We start from the raw sequence: 19,270 nt of genomic DNA on the forward strand, positions 1-19,270 counted from the left end.
CTTCAAGCGCCGGTGGGTGCGGGCGGGTCCGGCGGCACAGCCCCGGGGAGCGAGGCTGGTCGGGCGGGCGCTTCCGGGGCGCGGGGGTCGGGGAACCAGATCTGGATCAGGGCCCAGCCCACCGCGGTCAGCGGCACGGCCAGCACGGCCCCGGCGATGCCGGAGAGGATCCCGCCGCCGGCCAGGGCGAGCAGCACCACCAGCGGGTGCAGGCTCAGCGCCCGGCCCAGCACCATCGGCTGGAGCACCCGGCCGTCGAGCTGGTTGATGGCCACCACCACCGCCACGACGACCAGCGCCACCACGGGGCCGTTGGCGACCAGGGCCACCAGAGCCGCGACACCCCCGATCAGGGCGGCCCCCACGATGGGGATGAAGCCGCCCAGGAAGATCAGCACCGACAGGGGCAGGGCCAGGGGCACCCCCAGCACCAGCAGGGTGGCCCCGATGACCACCGCCTCCAGCAGCGCCACCACCGCGGTGCCGCGCACATAGCCCCCCAGCACGTGCAGGGTGGTGCTGCCCGAGGTGAGGAGCTTCTCCAGGGTCTCGCCGTGGAAACGACGCAGGAAGAACGCCCAGATCCTGGACCCGTCCTGGAGGAAGAAGTAGAGGATGACGGCCACCAGCACCGTCCCGGTGACCACCTGGGTGGCCGCGGAGATGCCCAGCAGCGCCCCGGCGCCGAACTGGGGGCTGGCCATGAAGTCCACGACCGCGGTGATGGCCTCGTCCAGGGCCTGCTGGCCGACAGGCACCGGCCCGGCCACGATGAACTCCCGCAGCCGTTCCAGCCCGCCCACCGCGGAGGCCACCAGCTCCGCCCACTCGTTGCGCACCGCGAAGACCATGCCGGTGACCACCCCGCCCAGGAGCACGATCGCCGCCAGGAACACGATCCAGGTCGCCAGCGCCCCGGGCACGCCCCGCCTGTGCAAGAGCGCCACGACCGGGTGCAGCGCAGCGGCCAGGATCAGTGCGACCAGCAGCGGGATCACCAGCAGCTTGAGCTGGATCAGCCCGTAGACCACCACCGTCCCCGCACTCAGCAGCACCAGCCCCTGCAGGGCCCGGGTGGTCGCCCTCCCCAGCGGATCCGCCCACAGGTCACGGGTGCGCGAGCCGTTGGAGTGCCGTGGACGCGTCATCGGTATCGATCTCCCTCGGGTCATGCTGCTGACCTGGGTTCAGAATGCGCCCACCGAGCCGTGGATACCAGGACCACGGACCGTCCGAGACCCGGGTGCCCCGGTGCAGCCACCGTCCCCGCACAGGTCACCGCGCCGCCCCGCCGACTCGGTGCCCGCACAGCAACGCCCTGCGCCCGCGCGCCGAGGACCGGCGGAGAAGGGCCGCCGGTCTCGGCGATAGCCTGGGTGCCTCGTCGAGCGAATGAGGTTTCCATGACTTCCTCCTGGTGCACCCGCAGTCCTGCCGCCGTGGCGGAAGCGCTCGAGGTGGACCCGGCCGTGGGGCTCTCGGGCGAGCAGGTCGCAGTGCGGGCGGAGCGGGAGGGCCCCAACGTCCTGGCCGGGGCGATCAGGGCGCCGGCCTGGCGCAAGGTTCTCGCTCTGCTCTCGGATCGGATGACGATCGTGCTGGTCATCGCGGCGGTCGTCTCCGCGGTGGTCTCCCGGCAGTGGGAGACCCCGGTGGTGATCCTGGTCGTCGTGGTGTTCAACACGGTGCTCAACTATGTGCAGGAGACCCGGGCCGAGAGCTCGCTGGCGGCGCTGCGGAAGATGTCGGTGAGCACTTCCCGGGTGCGCCGCGACGGGCGCGAGGCCCAGGTGGACCGGGCGGAGCTGGTGCCGGGGGACATCGTGCTGCTGGAGGCCGGGGACTCGGTGCCGGCCGACGGCCGACTCCTGGAGTCCGCCCGGCTGCAGGCCGCCGAGGCGTCCTTGACCGGGGAGGCCCAGCCGGTGGACAAGGACCCGGCCCCGCTCACCGACCCGGACGCGCCCCTGGGCGACCGGTCCAACATGGTCTTCATGAACACGGCGATCACCCGCGGTCGCGGCGTCATGGTGGTCACCGCCACCGGCATGGACACGCAGATGGGCGCGATCGCCGGCCTCCTCGGGACCGCCCAGGAAGGCCTCACTCCGCTGCAGCGCCGGATCGACCGCCTGGCCGGGTTGCTGACGATCATCGCGTTCGTGGTCGTCGGCATCGTCTTCGTGCTCGGGCTGGTGCGCGGACAGTCCTGGACCGAGCTGCTGCTCATCGCGGTGTCCCTGGCCGTGGCCACGATCCCCGAAGGCCTCACCGCCGTCGTGGCGTTCACCCTGGCGATGGGCGCCAACCGCCTGGCGAAGCGGGGCGCGATCATCAAGCAGCTCTCCGCGGTGGAGACCCTCGGCTCGACCACGCACATCGCCACGGACAAGACCGGCACCCTGACCCTCAACGAGATGACCGCGCGGCGGCTGCTCGTCGACGGCCGCACCTTCCGGATCACGGGTGAGGGCTACTCCACCGAGGGGCGGATCCTCAGCCCCGACGACACCACGGCCGGGAGCTATCCGGACGCCTACCTGGCGATGGCCCTGTGCAACGACGCCACCGTCCGCGACGGGACCCTGGTCGGGGACCCCACCGACGGCGCGCTGGTGGTGCTGGCCGAGAAGGGCGGCCTCGACGTCGACGGGGCACGCCAGAATCATCCTCGTCTGGCCGAGGTGCCCTTCGACTCCGAGTACAAGTTCCAGGCCACCTTCCACGAGCAGAGCTTCCGGATCGGCGACGTCCAGGACGCCGACTACCGCATCTTCGCCAAGGGCGCCCCGGGGGTGCTGCTGGAGCGGGCGGGCTCCCTCCTCACCGCTGCAGGCCCCCGCCCCCTGAGCGACCGGGACCGAGCCCGCATTCTGGCTCAGGTCGAGGACCTGGCCGGAGAAGGACTGCGCACCCTGATGATCGCCGGGCGCCGCCTCGACGACGACGCACCCGGCACCAGTTCCCTCCCCGCCGACGGTGTCCGGATGCAGGACCTCGTCACGGACCTGACCCTCTACTGCCTCGTGGGCATCGTGGACCCTCCTCGCAAGGAAGCCGCCGAGGCCATCGCCGTGGCCCACGCCGCCGGCATCGCCGTGCACATGATCACCGGCGACCACCTGCGCACCGCCACAGCCATCGCGGCCTCCCTCCGGATCCCCGGCGAGGCCGCCTCGGGTGCGGCCCTCGACGGGATGGACGAGACCGAGCTGGCGGATCGTGCCCCCGGCTACGGGGTGCTGGCCCGGGTGGCCCCCGAGCACAAGATCCGCTTCGTCCGTGCGCTGCAGTCGCGCGGTCAGGTGGTCGCGATGACCGGTGACGGGGTCAATGACGCCCCAGCCCTGAAGCAGGCCGACATCGGGGTGGCCATGGGCATCACCGGCACCGACGTGTCCAAGGGCGCGGCCCGGATGGTCCTCTCCGACGACAACTTCGCCACCATCGTGGCCGCCGTCCGGGAAGGACGCGGGATCTACGACAACGTCCTCAAGTTCGTGTGCTTCCAGCTCTCCACCTCCTGGGGCTTCGTGCTGCTGTTCCTGATCTGCGGAGTCCTGGGCATCGCCGGCGGCGCCCCGTTCACCGCCCTGCAGATCCTGTGGGTGAACATCATCATGGACGGACCCCCAGCCCTGGCCCTGGGGGTCGAACGCACCGAGCCCGACGTCATGCATCGCGCCCCCCGCCCCGCCCAGGAGCCGCTGCTGACCCGGCCCCGCGTGGTGCGCATCCTGCTCGCCGCCGCGGTGATGACCACCGGCACCCTGACCGTGCTGCTGCTGGCCGGCGAGTGGTTCCCCGGCATCTCGACGACCGGGATCACGAGTCTGGGGTTCACGACGTTCGTGTTCTTCCAGGTCTTCAACCTGTTCAACGTCCGCTCCGAGATCCGCTCGGTGTTCTCCGCGCAGACCTTCACCAACCGCACCATCTGGGTGGCACTGACCGCCGTCGTGGTGCTGCAGGTCGCGGTGGTGCACGCCCCGGTGCTGCAGGGGCTGTTCGACACCACCGGCCTGGACTCCGCCCAGTGGCTCACCGCCGTGGCCGTCGGCTCGCTCGTGCTGTGGGTCGAGGAGGTGCGCAAGCTCACCGGACGGGCACACCGTCGGTTCCGCAGCCCACCGTCCTCCGGCGCGCGCCACGCAACAGGGCGATCCGCCGCAGTGTGACCCCGCCGAGCTGCCGGCCCGGGAGAGTGTGACCGGGACGGACGGTCGATCCGTGGTGCCCGCACCTCGACGGTGGGACCTCCGGCCCGTGGAACGGGCGGGGCCCGTGCTCCCCGGCACCGGCCCCGCCCGCGTCAGCCCTGCGCCGGACGGGTCAGTCCGCCGCCACCGCCCGCTGCGGACGCCCCACGGCGGCGGCCACCGCCGCCACTGCCGCCAGGATCCCGAGCACGCCCAGCGCCACCGGGAGGCCGCCGAGGGCGGCCGCGGCGACGCCCAGGACGATCGGCGAGACGAACTGGCCGATGTAGAGCGAACCGGTCCAGATCCCGGTGCCGCGCCCCCGCTGCTCGATCCGCAGGCCCGACACCGCCCAGGTCAGCAGGGTGGGCAGGAGCAGGCCGGTGCCGGCGCTGGTGACCACCGCGCCGGCCAGCGCGACCGGCACCGAGGACGCGAACCAGAGCACGCCCAGACCGACCGCGGCCAGCCCGAACGCCACCGGCAGCAGCCGGGCCGGGCCGGCCCCGGAGACGAAGCGGAAGCCGAACGCGCCGGTGGCGGTGGCCAGGGACGCGACGGCGGTGCCGGCGCCGATGACGGCCACGTCCGTGACCCCGAGATCGGTGAGGACGTAGGGCAGCTGCACGATCAGGGCGTAGAAGACGACGCCGCCGAAGAGGGTGACCAGCGAGGGCACCGCGACCTGGCGCCAGGGCACGGGCGTGGACTCCGCCTGTCGCGTGCTCCGGACCGGCTCCCAGAGCACGAGGGCCATGGGGATCGCGATCAGTGCCGCGGAGGCGTAGAGCCAGAACGGCACCCGCCAGCCCTGGGCGCCCAGTGCCCCGCCCAGGGCGAAGAACGCCGTGGCGGCCAGGGAGGCCACGAGCACCTGCATGCCCAGGTACTTGTCGCGCTGCTTGCCGGTGTAGTAGTCGGTGATCAGCGTGGTGCACACGGTCATGATCGCTGCCTCGGCGATGCCCACGCCGACCCGCGAGGCCACGATCGCCGTCAGCGAGTCCAGCCACAGCGGCATGGTGCCGAAGACGGAGTACAGCACCATCGCGATCAGCAGCAGGGTTTTGCGGCCCACCCGGTCGGCCACGGCCCCGGCGATGGGGGCGAACAGGGCGATCATCAGGGCGGGCACCGTGAGGACCACCGGAACGAGGATCTCCACGCCCGGCGTGCCGGCGAACGCCTGGGTCATCGAGGGCAGGACGGGTGCCAGCAGCACCGCGCCGAGCACGGGCATGCAGCTGCCGGCCAGCAGCAGGACCACCGGGAGACGGCCTGCCCGCCCGGCGGTGTCCGGCGCCGGCGGCGCCGTGGGTTCGATCGAGACGCTGTCCATGGAACTTCCCCTTGTGAGATGAGCGGGTGAGATGAACGGGTGAGGTGAGCGGGTGGGATGAGCGGGTGGGGTGAGCGGAGGCCCCGCCGCGGCAGGAGGTGATGCACCTCACTGTCACGGGGGTCGCCGCCGCGGGGAAGCACGCCGTCCGGATACCAGGTATGCCCGCGGCGAATGCCCCCTCGTCAGGGCGCTCCCGTGCGCAGGGGTGGAGTCGCCGGGAACGGACGGGCGGCGACTCCACCCCCGCACCGGCCGCTATCCACGCGGCTGATAGGTGGCATCCGGACGTGTGACTTCTGCCCCCCGCTTTTCCTGGGCAGAGTGGGTGACAGGCATCACAGGGGGCTTGCCCGGTGGCACGTCCTCGGACGAGCGACCGAGGAGCGGACCTGCACCGACGGACGAGCGAGGAGACCACGTGGAGCGCAGCGATGCGATGGGCAGCATCGAGGCCATGGCCGCCCGGTGCAGCAACTGGGGGCGGTGGGGCGAGGACGACGTGCTGGGCACCCTGAACTTCGTCGACGACGCCAAGCGCGTCGAGGCCGCCGGTCTGGTGCGCACCGGCCGGACCTTCTCGCTGGCCCAGGCCTTCGACACGAACGGCCCGCAGAACGGGTGGCGGCGCCGCACCAACCCGGTGCACACCATGACCGACACCGGCACGGAGGCGGAGTTCGGGGACCAGGGCTTCCCGCACGGCTTCGGCGGGGCGGACGACGTGATCGCGATGCCGCTGCAGTGCTCCACCCAGTGGGACGGGCTGGGTCACATCTTTGACCGCGGCCGCGCCTGGAACGGCCGCCGCGCCGGCTCCGTGGTGACCTCGGACGGCGACCAGGTCACCGGCATCGAGACCGCGGCCGCGCATGTGGTCAGCCGCGGCGTGCTGCTCGACGTCGGCCGGGCGCTGGCGGAGGAACTGGGCCTGGAGCACCCGGAGCTGCCGGACGGGTTCGCGATCACGCCCGAGCACCTTCAGGCCACGATCGAGTCCCAGGGGGCCTCCGCGGCCGTGGGACGCGGCGACATCCTGCTGATCCGCACCGGCCAGTACGCCCGCACCCGCCGCGACGGCTGGGGCGCCTACGCCGGCGGACCGGCCCCGGGGCTGTCCTTCGATGCCGCGCCCTGGCTGCACGAGCGTGAGGTCGCGGCGGCGGCCACCGACACCTGGGGCTTCGAGGTGCGTCCCAACGAGTTCGACGACGCGTTCCAGCCGCTGCACCAGATCGTGATCCCCCACATGGGCCTGTTCATCGGCGAGATGTGGAACCTCGACGAGCTCGCCGCGGACTGCGCGGCCGAGGGCCGGTACGAGTTCCTGCTGTCCGCGCCGCCGCTGCCGATCACCGGAGCGGTCGGCTCCCCGCTCAATCCCATCGCCCTCAAGTAGCACCGTGCGGTGACCGGCGACGGCCACCGTCCCTCCAGGAAGGACCACCACCATGTCCGCAGTCCAGAAGGTCGGCATCGTCGGCTCCGGGATCGGAGGACTGACCCTCGCGGCCCTGCTCGCCGACGCCGGCCTCGACGTCGAGGTCCTGGAGAAGGCCGCGGGGCCCTCCGTGCTCGGCTCCGGGATCACCCTGCAGGGCAACGCCCTGCGCGTGCTGCGCGGCCTCGGGATCTGGCCGCAGCTGCAGGAGAAGGGCTTCCCCTTCGACACCCTGGGGCTGCGCGCCCCGGATCCCGAGGCCACGGTGATCGCCGTGCTCGACGACGTGCGCGTTGGCGGGGAGGACCTGCCGGCGACCCTCGGGATGCCGCGGGCCGAGCTGGCCGCCGTCGTGCGCGACCGCGCCGCGAAGGCCGGCGCGGAGATCCGCTACGGCACCGTCGTCTCCGGGCTCGAGCAGACCGAGGACGCCGTGCACGTGAGCACCACCTCCGGCGAGGAGCTGCGCTACGACCTGCTGGTGGGCGCCGACGGGCTCAACTCCGCGGTGCGGAGCGCGATCGGCATCCAGGACCGGCCGCGCCGGACCGGCATGGGCATCTGGCGGGCCTTCGTGCCGCGCCCGGCCGAGGTCATCCGTACCGACCTGTACTACGGGGGGCGGGCCTACATCGCCGGCTACTGCCCGACCGGGCCCGACACCATGTACGCGTACCTCGTGGAGGACGCCCAGGAGCGCCACGGCGCCGACGGCCCGGCTGTCATGGGCGAGCTCGCCGCCGGCTACGGCGGGCCGTGGCGGCAGATCCGGCAGAGCCTGGACGGGACCGCCAACGTCAACTACACCCACTTCACCACCCACCTGGTCGAGGGGCCCTGGCACCGGGGACGGGTGGTCCTGCTCGGCGACGCCGCCCACAGCTGCCCGCCCACGATCGCCCAGGGCGCGGCCATGGCCGTGGAGGACGCCGCCGTGCTCGCCGACGAGCTCGTCCGCGCCGAGGCCTTCGAGGACGCCGTGCTGACCCGGTACTGGCAGCGCCGCCTCCCCCGGGCCCGCACCGTGGTGGACGCCTCGGTCCAGCTCGGCCAGTGGATGCTCGACGGCAAGCGGGACGGGGACGTCCCCGGGCTCATGCAGCTCGTGTCCGACACCGTGAAGGTGCCGGTGTGAGCGCGGCACCCGTGGTGGACGTGCACGCCCACGTGCTGCTGCCCGAACTCCAGCAGCGGGCCGCCGCCCTGGACCCGGCCGGCTCCACCGCCGCCCAGGAGCTCGAGGTCCGCCGCAACGGGCCGGAGTCGATGGCGGTCTCGGGACCGATGATCCGGGAGCGGTGGCCCCTGCTCACCGACCTGGACGCCCGTCTGACGGCCATGGATCGGGCCGGGGTCGACGTCCAGCTCGTCTCCCCGTCCCCGTCCCACTACTACCCGCACCTCGGGGCGGAGCACGCCCTCGACGTCGCCCGCCGCGCCAACGAGGCGGTCCGCGACCTCGTGGCGCAGGCCCCGGAGCGGCTGAAAGGACTGGGCCTGGCACCCCTGCAGCACCCCGCGCACATGGTCGAGGCCCTGGAGCACGCCGTGACCGGGTGCGGGCTGCGCGGGGTGGAGATCGGCTCCTACGGCGCCGCCCCCGACGGCGGGCAGGCCGGGACCGTGGAGCTCTCGGACCCCGCTCTGGAGCCCTTCTGGGCGGCGGCCGAGCGGCTGGGCGCCCTGGTCTTCCTGCACCCCTTCGGCTGCTCCCTCGACGAGCGGCTGGACCGGTTCTACCTGGCCAACACGGTCTCCCAGCCGGCTGAGAACGCCGTGGCGCTTTCCCACCTCGTCTTCTCCGGTGTCCTGGACCGCCACCCGGACCTGGTCGTGCTCGCCGCCCACGGCGGCGGCTACCTGCCCACGGCCATCGGCCGCTCGGACCGGGCCTGGCGGGTCCGGCCCGATGCGCGGCGTTGCGCCCGTCCGCCCTCGTCCTACCTGCGGCAGATCTACTTCGACTCCCTCACCCACGACCCCGGCCAGCTGGCCGAGCTCGTCCGGGTCGCCGGCGCGCAGCGGGTCCTGCTGGGCTCGGACTTCCCCTTCGACATGGGCACCGACACCCCGGTCGAGGACCTGCGCACCGCGGGCCTGGACCCGGAGGCCGAACGGCTGATCCTGACCGGCAACGCCGCCGCCCTCGGCCTGCACCCCACCGTCCTGCCCGCCTGAGAGGAACCCCATGGTCACGATCGCCCACTGGGCCCACGCCGGCACCGTCCGCACCGGCTTCGTCCACGAGGACCGCTGCTTGGCCCTGCCCGCTGACACCACCCCGCAGGACCTGTTCGACGCAGGGCTGGAGGCCACCCTGGAGCTGGCCGCCCGCACCGTCGCCGACGCACCCGGGGACGCCCCGCCCCTGGGCGAGGTGCGGCTGCTGGCGCCGCTGGCCCCCCGGACGGTGCGGGACTTCGTCAGCTTCGAGGAGCACGTCGAGGGGGTCACCGCCAGCATCGACGGCGCCGGGGGCGTGGTCGACGAGTGGTACGAGGCGCCCACCTTCTACTTCACCAACCCGCACACCGTCCGGGCCGCCGGGGAGACGATCCCCGCGCCGGCCGGCTGCTCCCGGATGGACCTGGAGACCGAGGTCGCTGTCGTCCTCGGTGCCGTGGACGGGCTCACCGGCACGGACCTCGAGCCCGCCGACGCGCACCGGATGATCTTCGGGTACACGGTCCTCAACGACTGGTCCGCCCGCGACGTCCAGGCCCGGGAGATGAAGGTGCGGCTGGGCCCGTGCAAGGGCAAGGACTTCGCCTCCACCCTGGGCCCGTGGATCGTCACCGCCGACGAGCTCGAGCACCGTCACGACGCCGAGGGGTTCCTGGACCTGGCGATGACCGCGTACGTCAACGGTGAGCCACTGGGCACGGACTCACTGGCGCACATGGGCTGGCCCTTCGCGGAGCTGGTGGCCTACGCCTCCCAGGACTCCCTCGTGGTGCCCGGGGACGTGCTGGGCTCGGGCACCTCCGGGCGCGGGTGCCTGGCCGAGCTGTGGGGCCGGAACGGCGAGCTGGTGCCTCCGCCGCTGCGCGAGGGCGACCGGGTGCGCCTGGTCGTGGAGGGCATCGGGGAGATCGAGAACACGATCGGGCGCCGCCGCGACGGCGTGCCTGCGGCCCGCGCCCGGCGCCGCGGCCGGTCCCGCGCGGGAGCGCCTCCGGGCCCTGCCCTGGTGGACCGGTGAGACCGGTGGAGCAGGGCAGAATCGGGGCATGAAGGACGTCGACCTCAACCTCCTGCCCTCGCTGCAGGCGCTGCTGGAGCTGCGCAACGTCTCCCGGGCCGCCGAGCGGATGCACCTGAGCCAGCCGGCCATGAGCGCCGCGCTCTCCCGGCTGCGCCGCCACTTCAACGACGAGCTGCTGGTCCGAGCCGGGCGCGGCTACGAGCTCACGCCGTTCGCCCAGGCCCTGGCCCCCCGGGTCGACCAAGCGCTGGCCGACGTCCAGGACGCCCTGCAGCTGCGCTCGGACTTCGACCCGGCCGTCAGCGACCGCACGTTCGTGCTCGCCGCCTCCGACTACGTCACCGGGGTGCTGATCCGGCACCTGCGGGCCCTCATCGCCGCGGAGGCGCCCCGCATCACCGTGGACTTCGTGCCCACCTCCCGCGCCAGGATCAAGCCCGGACTGGAGTCCTTCAGCAACATCGACCTGCTGGTCGGCCCCATGGGCTTCGACCTGGCAGGCACCTCCCGGCAGCTGTTCCGGGACGAGTTCGTCCTGGTGATGGACGCCGAGCACCCGCTGCTCGCCCGGGACGGACTGACGGTGCACGACATCGCCACCGCGCCGCAGGCGGTGGGCGAGTTCGGCGGCAGCATCGTCACGCCCCCGATGCAGTTCTTCCAGCGGATGGGCGCCTCCCCGGTGATCGCGGCCCGCGTGGCCGGTCTGCAGGCCCTGCCCACCGTGGTCGAGGGCACCGACCTGGTGGCACTGGTGCCGCGCATGCTGGCGGCCCGGGCCGCCCGGTCCCAGCGCATCGCCGTGGTGGAGTTCGCCGAGGAGCTGGAGGTCCCACTGGTCGAGGCCATGTACTGGCACCCCCTGCAGACCTCGGACCCGGCGAACCTGTGGCTGCGCTCGCTGGTGCGCCGCGCCGCACAGGAACTGGAGCCCGGAGCGTTCACCGCCCACCCCGTGCCCGTGACGGCCTCCTGAGCCGAGCGTCCCCGGAGCTGCGTGTCCGGGGCTGCGTGCCCGGGGCGGGGCTCCGGCTCAGCGCAGTGCGTCGGAGATCGACTTGGCCCCGCCGTGGCAGCTCTGGCCACCGTCGACCGGGATCTCCGCCCCGGTGACGAAGGAGGCCGACGGGCTGAGCAGGAAGGCCACCACGGCGGCCACCTCCTCCGGGCTGCCGGTGCGTCCCAGCGGTGTCTCGGCCACCGTGGCCCGCCGGAACGCCGGATGCGCTCCGGCGGTCATGGGAGTGTCGATGAACCCGGGGTGGACCGTGTTGACCCGGATCCCGAGGGGTCCCAGCTCCGTGGCCGCGGCGGCGGACAGTCCGCGCAGGGCCCACTTGCTGGCGGTGTAGGCCACCGGGTAGTGGCCGGTCAGGGCCGCGACGGAGCCGACGTTGACGATCGAGGAGCCCGGGCGCATCAGCGGCACGCAGGCCTGGATGCCCAGCAGGGGTCCGGAGACGTTGACGTCGGCGACCGCGGCGACGTCCTGCGGCGTGGCCTCGAGCAGACGTGGTCTGCGGGTGACGCCGGCGTTGTTGACCAGACCGTCGATCCGCCCGAACTCCCGTTCCGCACCCCGGGCCAGGACCGTCCAGTCCCCGGGCGCGGTGACGTCCAGACGGATGTAGGACAGGGCGGATCCGTGCTCCGCGATCACCTGCTGCAGACCGGGAGAGGGCTCCGGGGCCAGGTCGGCCGCCAGCACGACCGCGCCCGCGGCGACCAGCAGGCGGCTCTCGGCCAGCCCCTGGCCACCGCCGGCGCCGGTCACCACGACGACCCGCCCGGTCAGATCGGCGCCCCGGCCGACCGCGCCGCGGGTGGAGGCCCTCCCGTTCATGTCTGCTCCTCGCTCGTGCGGGCACGTCCTGCCGCTCCTTCCATCCTGGGGCCGCCCCCGCTCGAAGGGTCTGCACCGCACGGATGCCTGGTATCGACGGCGCAGATCTCTCCGCAGGTCAGAGGCCGCCCGCCTCGCCCGGGCATTTGCCGCGCTGATACTTCCTATGCGCAGGCGCCGATTCCCCCACCGAGGATCCGCTCCCAGGATGGTGCTCGGGACCGCGTCCGGTCCCGCCCTCTCGAACGAAAGGTTCCCCGTCGTGGAGAAGCTGCTGGCTCACCTGAGCCACCTGGAGATCACCAGCCCCGACGTCGAGGCCTCGGCGGCCTTCTACGTGCAGAAGTTCGGCATGCGCGAGGTGCACCGCGCCGGCGGCCGGGTGTACCTGCGCTGCTGGGGCGACTACGACACCTACAGCCTCGTCGTCGTCCCCGGCCACGAACCCGCCCTGGCCCGGATGGCCTGGCGCACCACCTCCCCCGAGGCCCTGGAGGCCGCCGCCGCCCGCGTGGAGGCCGCCGGCGTGACCGGCACCTGGTCCGAGGGCGGCTACGGCTACGGCCGGGCCTACGAGTTCACCGGCCCCTACGGGCACCCCATGCGCCTGGTCTGGGACGTCGAGAAGTACGCGGCGCCGTCGGAGCTCGCCTCGATCTACCCGGACCGCCCGGAGAAGCGCAGCCTGCACGCGGCCGCCCCCCGGTTCCTGGACCACGTCACCGTGGCGACCTCGGACGTGCGCGGTTTCGCGGCCTGGTACTCTGAGACCCTGGGCTTCCGGACCATGGCGTTCACCGATCTGGACGAGGCCCCGATCACCGTGTTCTCGGTGCTGACCACCAACGAGAAGTCCCACGACCTCGGCGTGGTGCTGGACACCTCCGAGCGGGCCGGGCGGGTCAACCACATCGCGTTCTGGGTGGACACCCACGAGGACCTCCTGCGCACCGCCGACGTCCTGATGGAGCACGGCACCCCGATGGAGTACGGGCCCTCGATCCACGGCATCGGCGAGCAGAACTTCCTGTACTTCCGCGAGCCCTCCGACCTGAGGGTGGAGCTGAACTCCGGGGGCTACCGCAACTACGTCCCGGACTGGTCGCCCAACACCTGGAAGCCCTCGGAGGGCTCCAACAACTTCTACCGCAACGGAGCCATGCCGCACTCGATGACCGAGTCCTTCCCGCACGCCGAGGGCTTCACCGCCACGGAGGAGGGCGCCTCCGAGGAGATGAAGGCCGAGCTGCTCAACCCCTACGCCGTGCAGGGACGAGGCTGACCCGTGAGCTACGGCATCGCACGCTTCCTGCACCCGGACACCGGGCTCCCGGCCACCGCCCTGGTGGACGGGGACCGGGTCCGGTTCCTCCCGGCGGACCTCGCCCCGGACGTCAACGGTCTGATCGAGCACTGGGCCGAGCGGCAGCCGGCCGTCGAGGCGCTGGCCGCTGACGGGAGCGGCCCGTGGTCCGACACCGCGGAACTGACCCTGCTGCCGCCGGTGGAACCGCGCCAGATCGTCCAGGCCGGGGCGAACTACCGCACCCACGTCATCGACCTCGTCCTGGCCCACCGGGAGCCGGACGATCCGCGCAGCGAGGAACAGGCCCGGGCGGAGACGGCCGCGATGATGGACCGCCGCGCCGCCGAGGGGACCCCGTACTTCTTCGTCGGCATGCCCACCGCGCTGGCCTCGGCCACCGAGGACCTGGTGCTGCCCGGCTACAGCGACAAGCACGACTGGGAGCTGGAGCTGGCGGTCGTCATCGGCCGGCGCGCGCAGGCGGTGTCCCCCGAGGAGGCGCTGGAGCACGTCTTCGGCTACACGGTGGTCAACGACATCACTACGAGGGACCTCGTCTTCCGCAAGGACATGCCGGAGATCGGGACGGACTGGTACCGCTCCAAGAACGCTCCCGGCTTCCTGCCCGCCGGTCCGGTCGTCGTGCCGGCGGAGTTCGTCGGGGACCCGCAGGATCTGCGGGTCACCCTGCGGCTCAACGGGCAGGTCATGCAGGACGAGTCGACGGCGGACATGATCTTCGACGTCGCCCGGCTGATCAGCGCGGCCTCGCGGACCATGCCGCTGCTGCCCGGCGATCTTCTGCTCACCGGCAGCCCGGCCGGCAACGGCATGCACTGGGGACGCCTGCTGCGCGCCGGCGACGTCATGGAGGCCACCGTCACGGGGCTGGGCACCCAGACGGTGCGCTGCGTCGCCGGGGCCGCGTGACCGCGGCGGCGGCGATCGCTCACCCGTCCTGCGCCGTGGCACGCAGGTGCTCCCGGGCGACCCGGCGGACGCACTCGGTGATGCGGTGCAGCCGCTCGGAGTCCAGGGCCCAGCTCTGCCAGTAGAGGGCGACGTCGTGGTGCGCGTGGTCCTCGAGCAGCTCCAGGGACCCGTCGGCGAGGTCCGTGCCCAGCTGCAGCTCCGGGAGCATGCCCCAGCCCAGACCCGCCCGGACGGCGGCGAGGAAGCCCTCAGCGGACGGGACGGTGTGGGTGGGCGGGGACCGGTCGACGCCGCGGGCGCGCAGTGCGCGCAGCTGCAGGTCGTCCTTGGCGTTGAACCGGAGCACCGGCATGTCCGCCCAGTCGACGCCGGCCTCGGTGGTGAACCGCCGGCGCAGGGCGGGGGTGGCGACCGGGACGTAGCGCATGAAGCCCAGCCGCTCGAGCCGGCACCCGCTCACGGGGGCGGGGTCGCCGGTGACGGCGCCGATGACGTCCCCCTGGCGCAGGAGTCGGCTGCTGTGGTCCTGGTCCTCCACGTGCAGGTCCAGGGTGGTGTCCGACCAGCCGGCGGCCTCCTGCAGGACGGGCACGAACCAGGTGGCCAGGGAGTCGGCGTTGACGGCCACCGGGGTCACCGTCCGGGAGGAGACCCCGTGGCCGAGGGAGTGCAGGGCCTCCGCCTCGAGCACCTGCACCTGGCGGGCGGTGCGCAGCAGCACGGCCCCGGCCTCGGTGGGAGTGCAGGGCGCGCCGCGGCGCACCACGACCTGGCCCACGGAGGCCTCCAGGGCCTTGATCCGCTGGCTGACGGCCGACGGGGTGATCCCCAGGGCGTCCGCTGCGGCCTCGAAGGTGCCCTCGTCGACGATCGCGGTCAGGGCGCGCAGATGCTCGAAGTTCATGAAGCAAAGCTAACGCACCCGTCAATTCTTTCGTTTGTCTGCATCGCGAGAGCTGGCTACCGTCGAGGCCATGTGGAGCATCTGGGGTACCGGGCTGATGAGCGGGCTGGCGCTGATCGTCGCCCTCGGCGCGCAGAACGCGTTCGTGCTGCGGCAGGGCATCCGCCGCGAGCACGTGGGGGTGGTGGTGGCACTGTGCGCGGTCAGCGACGCGGTGCTGATCCTCGGCGGCACGGCCGGGATCGGGGCGCTGGTCTCCCGGTTCCCGGAGGCCCTGGACGTGCTGCGGTGGGGCGGGGCCGCCTACCTGACGTGGTGGGCCGTGCGGTCCTTCGCCTCGGCCCTGAAGCCGTCCTCCTTGACCGCCGAGGCCCCGCGCTCCCGCGGATCGGTCATCGCCACCACACTGGCCCTGACCTACCTGAACCCCCACGTCTACCTCGACACCGTGGTGCTGCTGGGCAGCCTCGCCAACCAGCACGGAACCGACGCCCGGTGGATCTTCGCCCTCGGTGCCGTGGTGGGCAGCGTGGTGTGGTTCTCCGCCCTGGGCTACGGCGCCCGGGCGCTGTCCGGGGTGCTCAGCAGCCCGCGCACCTGGCGGGTGGTGGACCTGGTGATCGGCGTGGTGATGCTCGCCCTGGCCGTCAACCTGGTGCGGGGCTGATCCCGCGGTCTCAGCCCGCGGCCGGCTCCTCGGTGACCGACTCCTCGGCGGCAGGCTCCCCGGTAAGCGGCGGCTCCTGGGTCAACGGCTCCTCGGTCGTGGGCTCCTCGGTCGTGGGCTCCTCGGCGGCCGGCTCCTCAGCCACCGGCTCCGCCGACGTCGCCTCGGTCCAGGAGGCACCGGGCTCCCGGGGCGTCCCGGCGGCGAAAGCCTGCCGGACGGCCTCGGCCTGCTCCTCGGGACCGGCGTGCTCGGCGGCGGCGATCACCGTGGCGAACGCCTTCGTGTCGTGGACGAGCTCGGTGATCGTCTCGGGCGAGTCGACGCACCAGGCGTAGGCCGTCGCGTAGTCCACGGGGCGCCCGTCGGCGGTCACGGTCCCGCGCTCGTCGATCTCCACGCTCATGCGTCCTCCTCGGTCGGGGCTCCGGCCTCCGGAGCGGGCCGGCCGTACGGCGAGAGTACCCCCGGGCGGCACGGCAGGACCGGAGGAGACCCTCTGCCGGCCGGATCCGCGCCACCCGGGCGGGCACACCCCGTCGCGGAGTGACACCCTGTCGTCAGCGGTTGTCAGGCCCGCTCCCTAGACTGAACGGGTGCAGGCCTGGCTGGAGTCCCTCCCCCTCGGGGCCGCGATTCTGTTCTTCTGGGCCGGGGCCGTCGTGCGGACCACCACCATCTTCGCCCTGGGCCGTGCCGCCGCCACCGGCGGGAGCCGGCGCTCCGACCGCGTCCGCGAGCTCATGGACACCGCCGTGTACCGGCGGGCCCAGCGCCTCGTGCACCGCTGGGGCGTCCTGGCCGTCCCGGCCTGCTTCCTCACCGTGGGTCTGCAGACCGCCGTCATCCTCACCACCGCCGTCACGGGCATGCCCCTGCGTCGCTGGATCCCCGCGATGCTCGTGGGCACCCTCATCTGGGGTGTCATCTACGGCACCGTGGGCATGGCGGTCGTCTGGGCGTGGCTGGAGCAGCCGTGGGTGGTCGCGCCGGTCGTCGTCGCTGTGCTCCTCCTGCTGCTCGGCCACAGGATCCGCGCGCGACGCCGGGCCCGCCGCGAGCGCCGCGACGAGGACCTGCCGATCTCCCGGTGACCCCCGGCCCACCGTCCGGTCTCAGAGAATTCTTATGAACCGGGGGTAGTGTTCCGGCAGTGATGTCACCGATGCAGTCTCCCGTTCCCCACATGTTCGCCGCGCCCGTCTACGCCGCCGAGCGGCTGCTCGTCGAGGCCATCCACGACGAGCACGTCAGCGTCGACGCCGTCGTCGTCCTCGACGCCCTGGCCGAGCACGTCACGGCCGCTGAGGCCCCCGCCCTCGAGGTCGTCGCCGAGGACGCCCAGCTCACCTGCGCGGAGCTCACGGCCGCCCTGGGCGACCTGGACGACCTGGGCTACCTCCAGGAGCTGGCCGAGCACGCCCCGCCCCTGTCCGCTCTTCGCGCCTCGCTCTTCGGAACGGCCGCCTGAGCCCAGCGGAACGGGCTCAGTCCCGCTGCTCGGACTCCTCGTTCTTGGCGTCCCCGTGCTCGTGCGGGATCGGGGTCATCTCGGTGGTCATGTCGGCGTCGTCGTTGGAGGCGGCGTCCTCGATGGGGTCCGGGCTGGAGGTGGGCTGCTCGCTCACGGGGTGCTCCTTCGTCGGGATGGCGTGCGCCGCATCGGCGCGGTGTCCCCAGACTACGACGGCGCCCTGCTCAGCCGGCGTCCTCCGCCGGGGCGCGCAGCGGCGCGAGGGCGGTGGACCAGGCCACGACCTGGTCCAGCATCGTGGCCAGCGAGCGCCGGTGGTGCTCGGCCGGGGCGAAGGTGCGGTAGTGCTCGAAGTCGGTGCGCAGGGACAGCGACACCTGCTGGCGCACGTCGGCCAGCTGCAACTCCCCGGCCACCTGCCGCAGCTGCTCCACGGCGCGCACACCACCGGCGGTGCCGTAGGAGACGAAGCCCACGGCCTTGTTGTTCCACTCGGCGTAGAGGTAGTCGAAGGCGTTCTTCAGCACCCCGGGCGCGCCGTGGTTGTACTCGGGGGTGACCACCACGAAGCCGTCGAAGCGATCGATCGTGGCCGCCCACCGCCTGGTGTGCTCGTTCTGGTACTTCCCTGCCGAGGGCGGCACCGGCTCGTCGAAGTGCGGCAGGGGGTGCTCGCGCAGGTCGAGGAGCTCGAACCGGGCGTCGCCGCGCCCGGAGGCGTGGGCGAGGACCCAGCGGGCCACGTCCCCGCCGTTGCGGTTCGGCCGGGTGCTGCCGAGGATGATGCCGATGCGGACCATGGCGATCCCTCCCGAGGGTCTCGGATCAGGTGCTGACAGTGGCAACACGTGCTGCGGGCCGCTGCTTCCCGGCCGGAGCCGCGGACAGCAGCCGCACGGCCTCGCGGGCGGCCGCCCGCCCCGCACGGGTGGCGCCGAGGGTCGAGGCCGAGGCGCCGTAGCCGACCAGCAGCACCCGCGGATCCCGGAGCACGCGCACCCCGTCCATCCGGATGCCGCCGCCAGGTTCGCGCAGCCCCAGGGGTGCCAGGTGGTCCAGGGCGGGCCGGAAGCCGGTGGCCCACAGGATCGCGTCCGCCCGCACCTCCCGGCCGTCGGCGAGCCGGACGCCCTCCGGCGTCACCGCCCCCAGCGGCCCGGCAGAGACGAGGATCCCGGCCTCGATCCCGGCCCGGTACTGCGCGGTCCGGGGCAGCCCGGTGGCCGAGACCACGCTGGCCGTCGGCAGCCCCGCGCGGGTCCGCTCGTCGACCCGGCGCTCGACGTCCCGCCCCCAGTCCGGGTCGAACTCCCGGTCCGTGAAGCGCGGGGGCCGGCGGGTGACCCACGTGGTGGTGGCGCCCGCCGCGGCGAGCTGGAGCAGGAACTGCACGGCCGAGGTGCCGCCGCCCACGACCACCACGTGCCGGCCACGGAACTCCTCCGCCGAGCGGAAGTCGTGGGTGTGCAGCTGCCGCCCGCGGAAGGACTCCCGCCCGGGGTAGTACGGCCAGTGGGGGCGGTCCCAGGTGCCGGTGCCGTTGATCACCAGCTCCGTCCGCCAGGTGCCGGTGTCCGTGACCACCTCGAGCAGCCCGTCGTCGGACGCCGCCTCGACCCGCCGCACCGCGACGGGACGGTGGACCGGCAGCGCGAAGCGGCGCTCGTACTCGCCGTAGTAGCGCGCGACGACGGCGGAGGCCGGCTCGGCCGGGTCCGGCACCCCGAGGGGCAGCCCGGGCAGGTCGTGGATCCCGTGGGCGCCGCCGAAGGTGAGCGAGGGCCAGCGGTGCCGCCACGCTCCCCCGGGGCCGGGATTGGCGTCGAGGACCACGAAGTCCTCCTCGGGGACCAGTCCCCGGCGCCGCAGGTGGTGGGCCGCCGACAGCCCGGCCTGTCCCGCCCCGATGACCACGACCTTCATGCCCGCTCCCCTTTTTGGTTGATGTATCACCAATCA

General features: G+C 73.1%; 19 protein-coding genes. 11 read left to right on the forward strand and 8 right to left on the reverse strand.

Annotated features, from left to right (window positions below):
- Positions 1 to 2: 2 nt before the first annotated feature.
- A complete protein-coding gene (locus EQG70_RS17510) occupies positions 3 to 1,148 on the reverse strand; it encodes an AI-2E family transporter (protein ID WP_109269072.1) in 1,146 nt (381 codons plus the stop codon).
- Positions 1,149 to 1,403: 255 nt separating this feature from the next.
- Between EQG70_RS17510 and EQG70_RS17515 the strand changes: the two genes are divergently transcribed.
- Positions 1,404 to 4,178: a cation-translocating P-type ATPase gene (locus tag EQG70_RS17515; protein WP_109269071.1), complete on the forward strand. Its 2,775-nt coding sequence runs from the start codon at positions 1,404 to 1,406 to the stop codon at positions 4,176 to 4,178.
- A 154-nt stretch (positions 4,179 to 4,332) separates the two neighbouring features.
- Here the strand turns inward: EQG70_RS17515 and EQG70_RS17520 are convergent, their stop codons facing one another.
- Positions 4,333 to 5,538, reverse strand: a complete 1,206-nt coding sequence (locus tag EQG70_RS17520) for an MFS transporter (RefSeq protein WP_109269070.1) — start codon at positions 5,536 to 5,538, stop codon at positions 4,333 to 4,335.
- 439 nt (positions 5,539 to 5,977) lie between these two features.
- On the opposite strand from EQG70_RS17520, the gene EQG70_RS17525 reads away from it, so the two are divergent.
- From EQG70_RS17525 to EQG70_RS17545, 5 genes are read left to right on the forward strand one after another with little or no spacing between them, the layout of a single operon-like run.
- A complete protein-coding gene (locus tag EQG70_RS17525; protein WP_232035359.1) occupies positions 5,978 to 6,937 on the forward strand; it encodes a cyclase family protein in 960 nt (319 codons plus the stop codon).
- A 52-nt stretch (positions 6,938 to 6,989) separates the two neighbouring features.
- Positions 6,990 to 8,114, forward strand: coding sequence for an FAD-dependent monooxygenase (locus EQG70_RS17530; protein ID WP_109243985.1), 1,125 nt, complete (start codon positions 6,990 to 6,992; stop codon positions 8,112 to 8,114).
- Positions 8,111 to 9,157: an amidohydrolase family protein gene (locus EQG70_RS17535; RefSeq protein WP_109269069.1), complete on the forward strand. Its 1,047-nt coding sequence runs from the start codon at positions 8,111 to 8,113 to the stop codon at positions 9,155 to 9,157. The genes EQG70_RS17530 and EQG70_RS17535 overlap by 4 nt, the downstream gene beginning before the upstream one ends.
- Before the next feature lie 10 nt (positions 9,158 to 9,167).
- Positions 9,168 to 10,181, forward strand: a complete 1,014-nt coding sequence (locus tag EQG70_RS17540; RefSeq protein ID WP_109269068.1) for a fumarylacetoacetate hydrolase family protein — start codon at positions 9,168 to 9,170, stop codon at positions 10,179 to 10,181.
- Positions 10,182 to 10,209: 28 nt separating this feature from the next.
- Positions 10,210 to 11,160, forward strand: a complete 951-nt coding sequence (locus EQG70_RS17545) for a LysR family transcriptional regulator (protein WP_017834977.1) — start codon at positions 10,210 to 10,212, stop codon at positions 11,158 to 11,160.
- Positions 11,161 to 11,217: 57 nt separating this feature from the next.
- On the opposite strand, the gene EQG70_RS17550 is transcribed toward EQG70_RS17545, so the two are convergent.
- Positions 11,218 to 12,027: an SDR family NAD(P)-dependent oxidoreductase gene (locus EQG70_RS17550; protein WP_109269067.1), complete on the reverse strand. Its 810-nt coding sequence runs from the start codon at positions 12,025 to 12,027 to the stop codon at positions 11,218 to 11,220.
- A gap of 262 nt (positions 12,028 to 12,289) precedes the next feature.
- Between EQG70_RS17550 and EQG70_RS17555 the strand changes: the two genes are divergently transcribed.
- Both EQG70_RS17555 and EQG70_RS17560 read left to right on the forward strand, forming a co-directional pair.
- Positions 12,290 to 13,309, forward strand: coding sequence for a VOC family protein (locus EQG70_RS17555; RefSeq protein ID WP_109244066.1), 1,020 nt, complete (start codon positions 12,290 to 12,292; stop codon positions 13,307 to 13,309).
- 3 nt (positions 13,310 to 13,312) lie between these two features.
- On the forward strand, positions 13,313 to 14,263 hold the full coding sequence (locus tag EQG70_RS17560) for a fumarylacetoacetate hydrolase family protein (RefSeq protein ID WP_109269066.1): 951 nt from the start codon (positions 13,313 to 13,315) through the stop codon (positions 14,261 to 14,263).
- A gap of 19 nt (positions 14,264 to 14,282) precedes the next feature.
- Here the strand turns inward: EQG70_RS17560 and EQG70_RS17565 are convergent, their stop codons facing one another.
- Positions 14,283 to 15,170 carry a LysR family transcriptional regulator ArgP gene (locus EQG70_RS17565; protein WP_017834981.1) on the reverse strand — a complete coding sequence of 296 codons (888 nt, stop codon included), beginning with the start codon at positions 15,168 to 15,170 and terminating at the stop codon, positions 14,283 to 14,285.
- 70 nt (positions 15,171 to 15,240) lie between these two features.
- Here EQG70_RS17565 and EQG70_RS17570 point away from each other — a divergent pair, with 70 nt between their 5' ends.
- Positions 15,241 to 15,837 (forward strand): LysE/ArgO family amino acid transporter, encoded by a 597-nt coding sequence (locus EQG70_RS17570; protein ID WP_031283834.1) that lies wholly within the window; start codon positions 15,241 to 15,243, stop codon positions 15,835 to 15,837.
- 10 nt (positions 15,838 to 15,847) lie between these two features.
- On the opposite strand, the gene EQG70_RS17575 is transcribed toward EQG70_RS17570, so the two are convergent.
- On the reverse strand, positions 15,848 to 16,243 hold the full coding sequence (locus tag EQG70_RS17575; RefSeq protein WP_109243981.1) for a hypothetical protein: 396 nt from the start codon (positions 16,241 to 16,243) through the stop codon (positions 15,848 to 15,850).
- 190 nt (positions 16,244 to 16,433) lie between these two features.
- Between EQG70_RS17575 and EQG70_RS17580 the strand changes: the two genes are divergently transcribed.
- Both EQG70_RS17580 and EQG70_RS17585 read left to right on the forward strand, forming a co-directional pair.
- A complete protein-coding gene (locus EQG70_RS17580; RefSeq protein WP_109269065.1) occupies positions 16,434 to 16,931 on the forward strand; it encodes a DedA family protein in 498 nt (165 codons plus the stop codon).
- A 71-nt stretch (positions 16,932 to 17,002) separates the two neighbouring features.
- Positions 17,003 to 17,308 (forward strand): hypothetical protein, encoded by a 306-nt coding sequence (locus EQG70_RS17585; RefSeq protein WP_017834986.1) that lies wholly within the window; start codon positions 17,003 to 17,005, stop codon positions 17,306 to 17,308.
- A 16-nt stretch (positions 17,309 to 17,324) separates the two neighbouring features.
- Here EQG70_RS17585 and EQG70_RS18235 read toward each other — a convergent pair whose 3' ends face one another.
- The 3 genes from EQG70_RS18235 to EQG70_RS17595 all read right to left on the reverse strand — a co-directional run bounded on the left by EQG70_RS18235 (position 17,325) and on the right by EQG70_RS17595 (position 19,234).
- Positions 17,325 to 17,465 carry a hypothetical protein gene (locus EQG70_RS18235; RefSeq protein ID WP_017834987.1) on the reverse strand — a complete coding sequence of 47 codons (141 nt, stop codon included), beginning with the start codon at positions 17,463 to 17,465 and terminating at the stop codon, positions 17,325 to 17,327.
- Between the two features lie 70 nt (positions 17,466 to 17,535).
- Positions 17,536 to 18,111 carry an NADPH-dependent FMN reductase gene (locus EQG70_RS17590; protein WP_109221548.1) on the reverse strand — a complete coding sequence of 192 codons (576 nt, stop codon included), beginning with the start codon at positions 18,109 to 18,111 and terminating at the stop codon, positions 17,536 to 17,538.
- A 25-nt stretch (positions 18,112 to 18,136) separates the two neighbouring features.
- Positions 18,137 to 19,234: an FAD-dependent oxidoreductase gene (locus EQG70_RS17595; protein WP_109269064.1), complete on the reverse strand. Its 1,098-nt coding sequence runs from the start codon at positions 19,232 to 19,234 to the stop codon at positions 18,137 to 18,139.
- Positions 19,235 to 19,270: the final 36 nt, after the last annotated feature.

The sequence above is a fragment of the Kocuria rosea genome (assembly GCF_006094695.1).
Taxonomy (GTDB): domain Bacteria; phylum Actinomycetota; class Actinomycetes; order Actinomycetales; family Micrococcaceae; genus Kocuria; species Kocuria rosea.

Coding starts and splice junctions, on each gene's coding strand:
- EQG70_RS17550 (WP_109269067.1), bottom strand. CDS start 12,027: ATGAACGGGAGGGCCTCCACCCGCGGCGCGGTCGGCCGGGGCGCCGAT.
- EQG70_RS17585 (WP_017834986.1), top strand. CDS start 17,003: ATGCAGTCTCCCGTTCCCCACATGTTCGCCGCGCCCGTCTACGCCGCC.
- EQG70_RS17570 (WP_031283834.1), top strand. CDS start 15,241: ATGTGGAGCATCTGGGGTACCGGGCTGATGAGCGGGCTGGCGCTGATC.
- EQG70_RS17590 (WP_109221548.1), bottom strand. CDS start 18,111: ATGGTCCGCATCGGCATCATCCTCGGCAGCACCCGGCCGAACCGCAAC.
- EQG70_RS17530 (WP_109243985.1), top strand. CDS start 6,990: ATGTCCGCAGTCCAGAAGGTCGGCATCGTCGGCTCCGGGATCGGAGGA.
- EQG70_RS17510 (WP_109269072.1), bottom strand. CDS start 1,148: ATGACGCGTCCACGGCACTCCAACGGCTCGCGCACCCGTGACCTGTGG.
- EQG70_RS17565 (WP_017834981.1), bottom strand. CDS start 15,170: ATGAACTTCGAGCATCTGCGCGCCCTGACCGCGATCGTCGACGAGGGC.
- EQG70_RS17595 (WP_109269064.1), bottom strand. CDS start 19,234: ATGAAGGTCGTGGTCATCGGGGCGGGACAGGCCGGGCTGTCGGCGGCC.
- EQG70_RS17515 (WP_109269071.1), top strand. CDS start 1,404: ATGACTTCCTCCTGGTGCACCCGCAGTCCTGCCGCCGTGGCGGAAGCG.
- EQG70_RS17575 (WP_109243981.1), bottom strand. CDS start 16,243: ATGAGCGTGGAGATCGACGAGCGCGGGACCGTGACCGCCGACGGGCGC.
- EQG70_RS17545 (WP_017834977.1), top strand. CDS start 10,210: ATGAAGGACGTCGACCTCAACCTCCTGCCCTCGCTGCAGGCGCTGCTG.
- EQG70_RS17525 (WP_232035359.1), top strand. CDS start 5,978: ATGGGCAGCATCGAGGCCATGGCCGCCCGGTGCAGCAACTGGGGGCGG.
- EQG70_RS17520 (WP_109269070.1), bottom strand. CDS start 5,538: ATGGACAGCGTCTCGATCGAACCCACGGCGCCGCCGGCGCCGGACACC.
- EQG70_RS17540 (WP_109269068.1), top strand. CDS start 9,168: ATGGTCACGATCGCCCACTGGGCCCACGCCGGCACCGTCCGCACCGGC.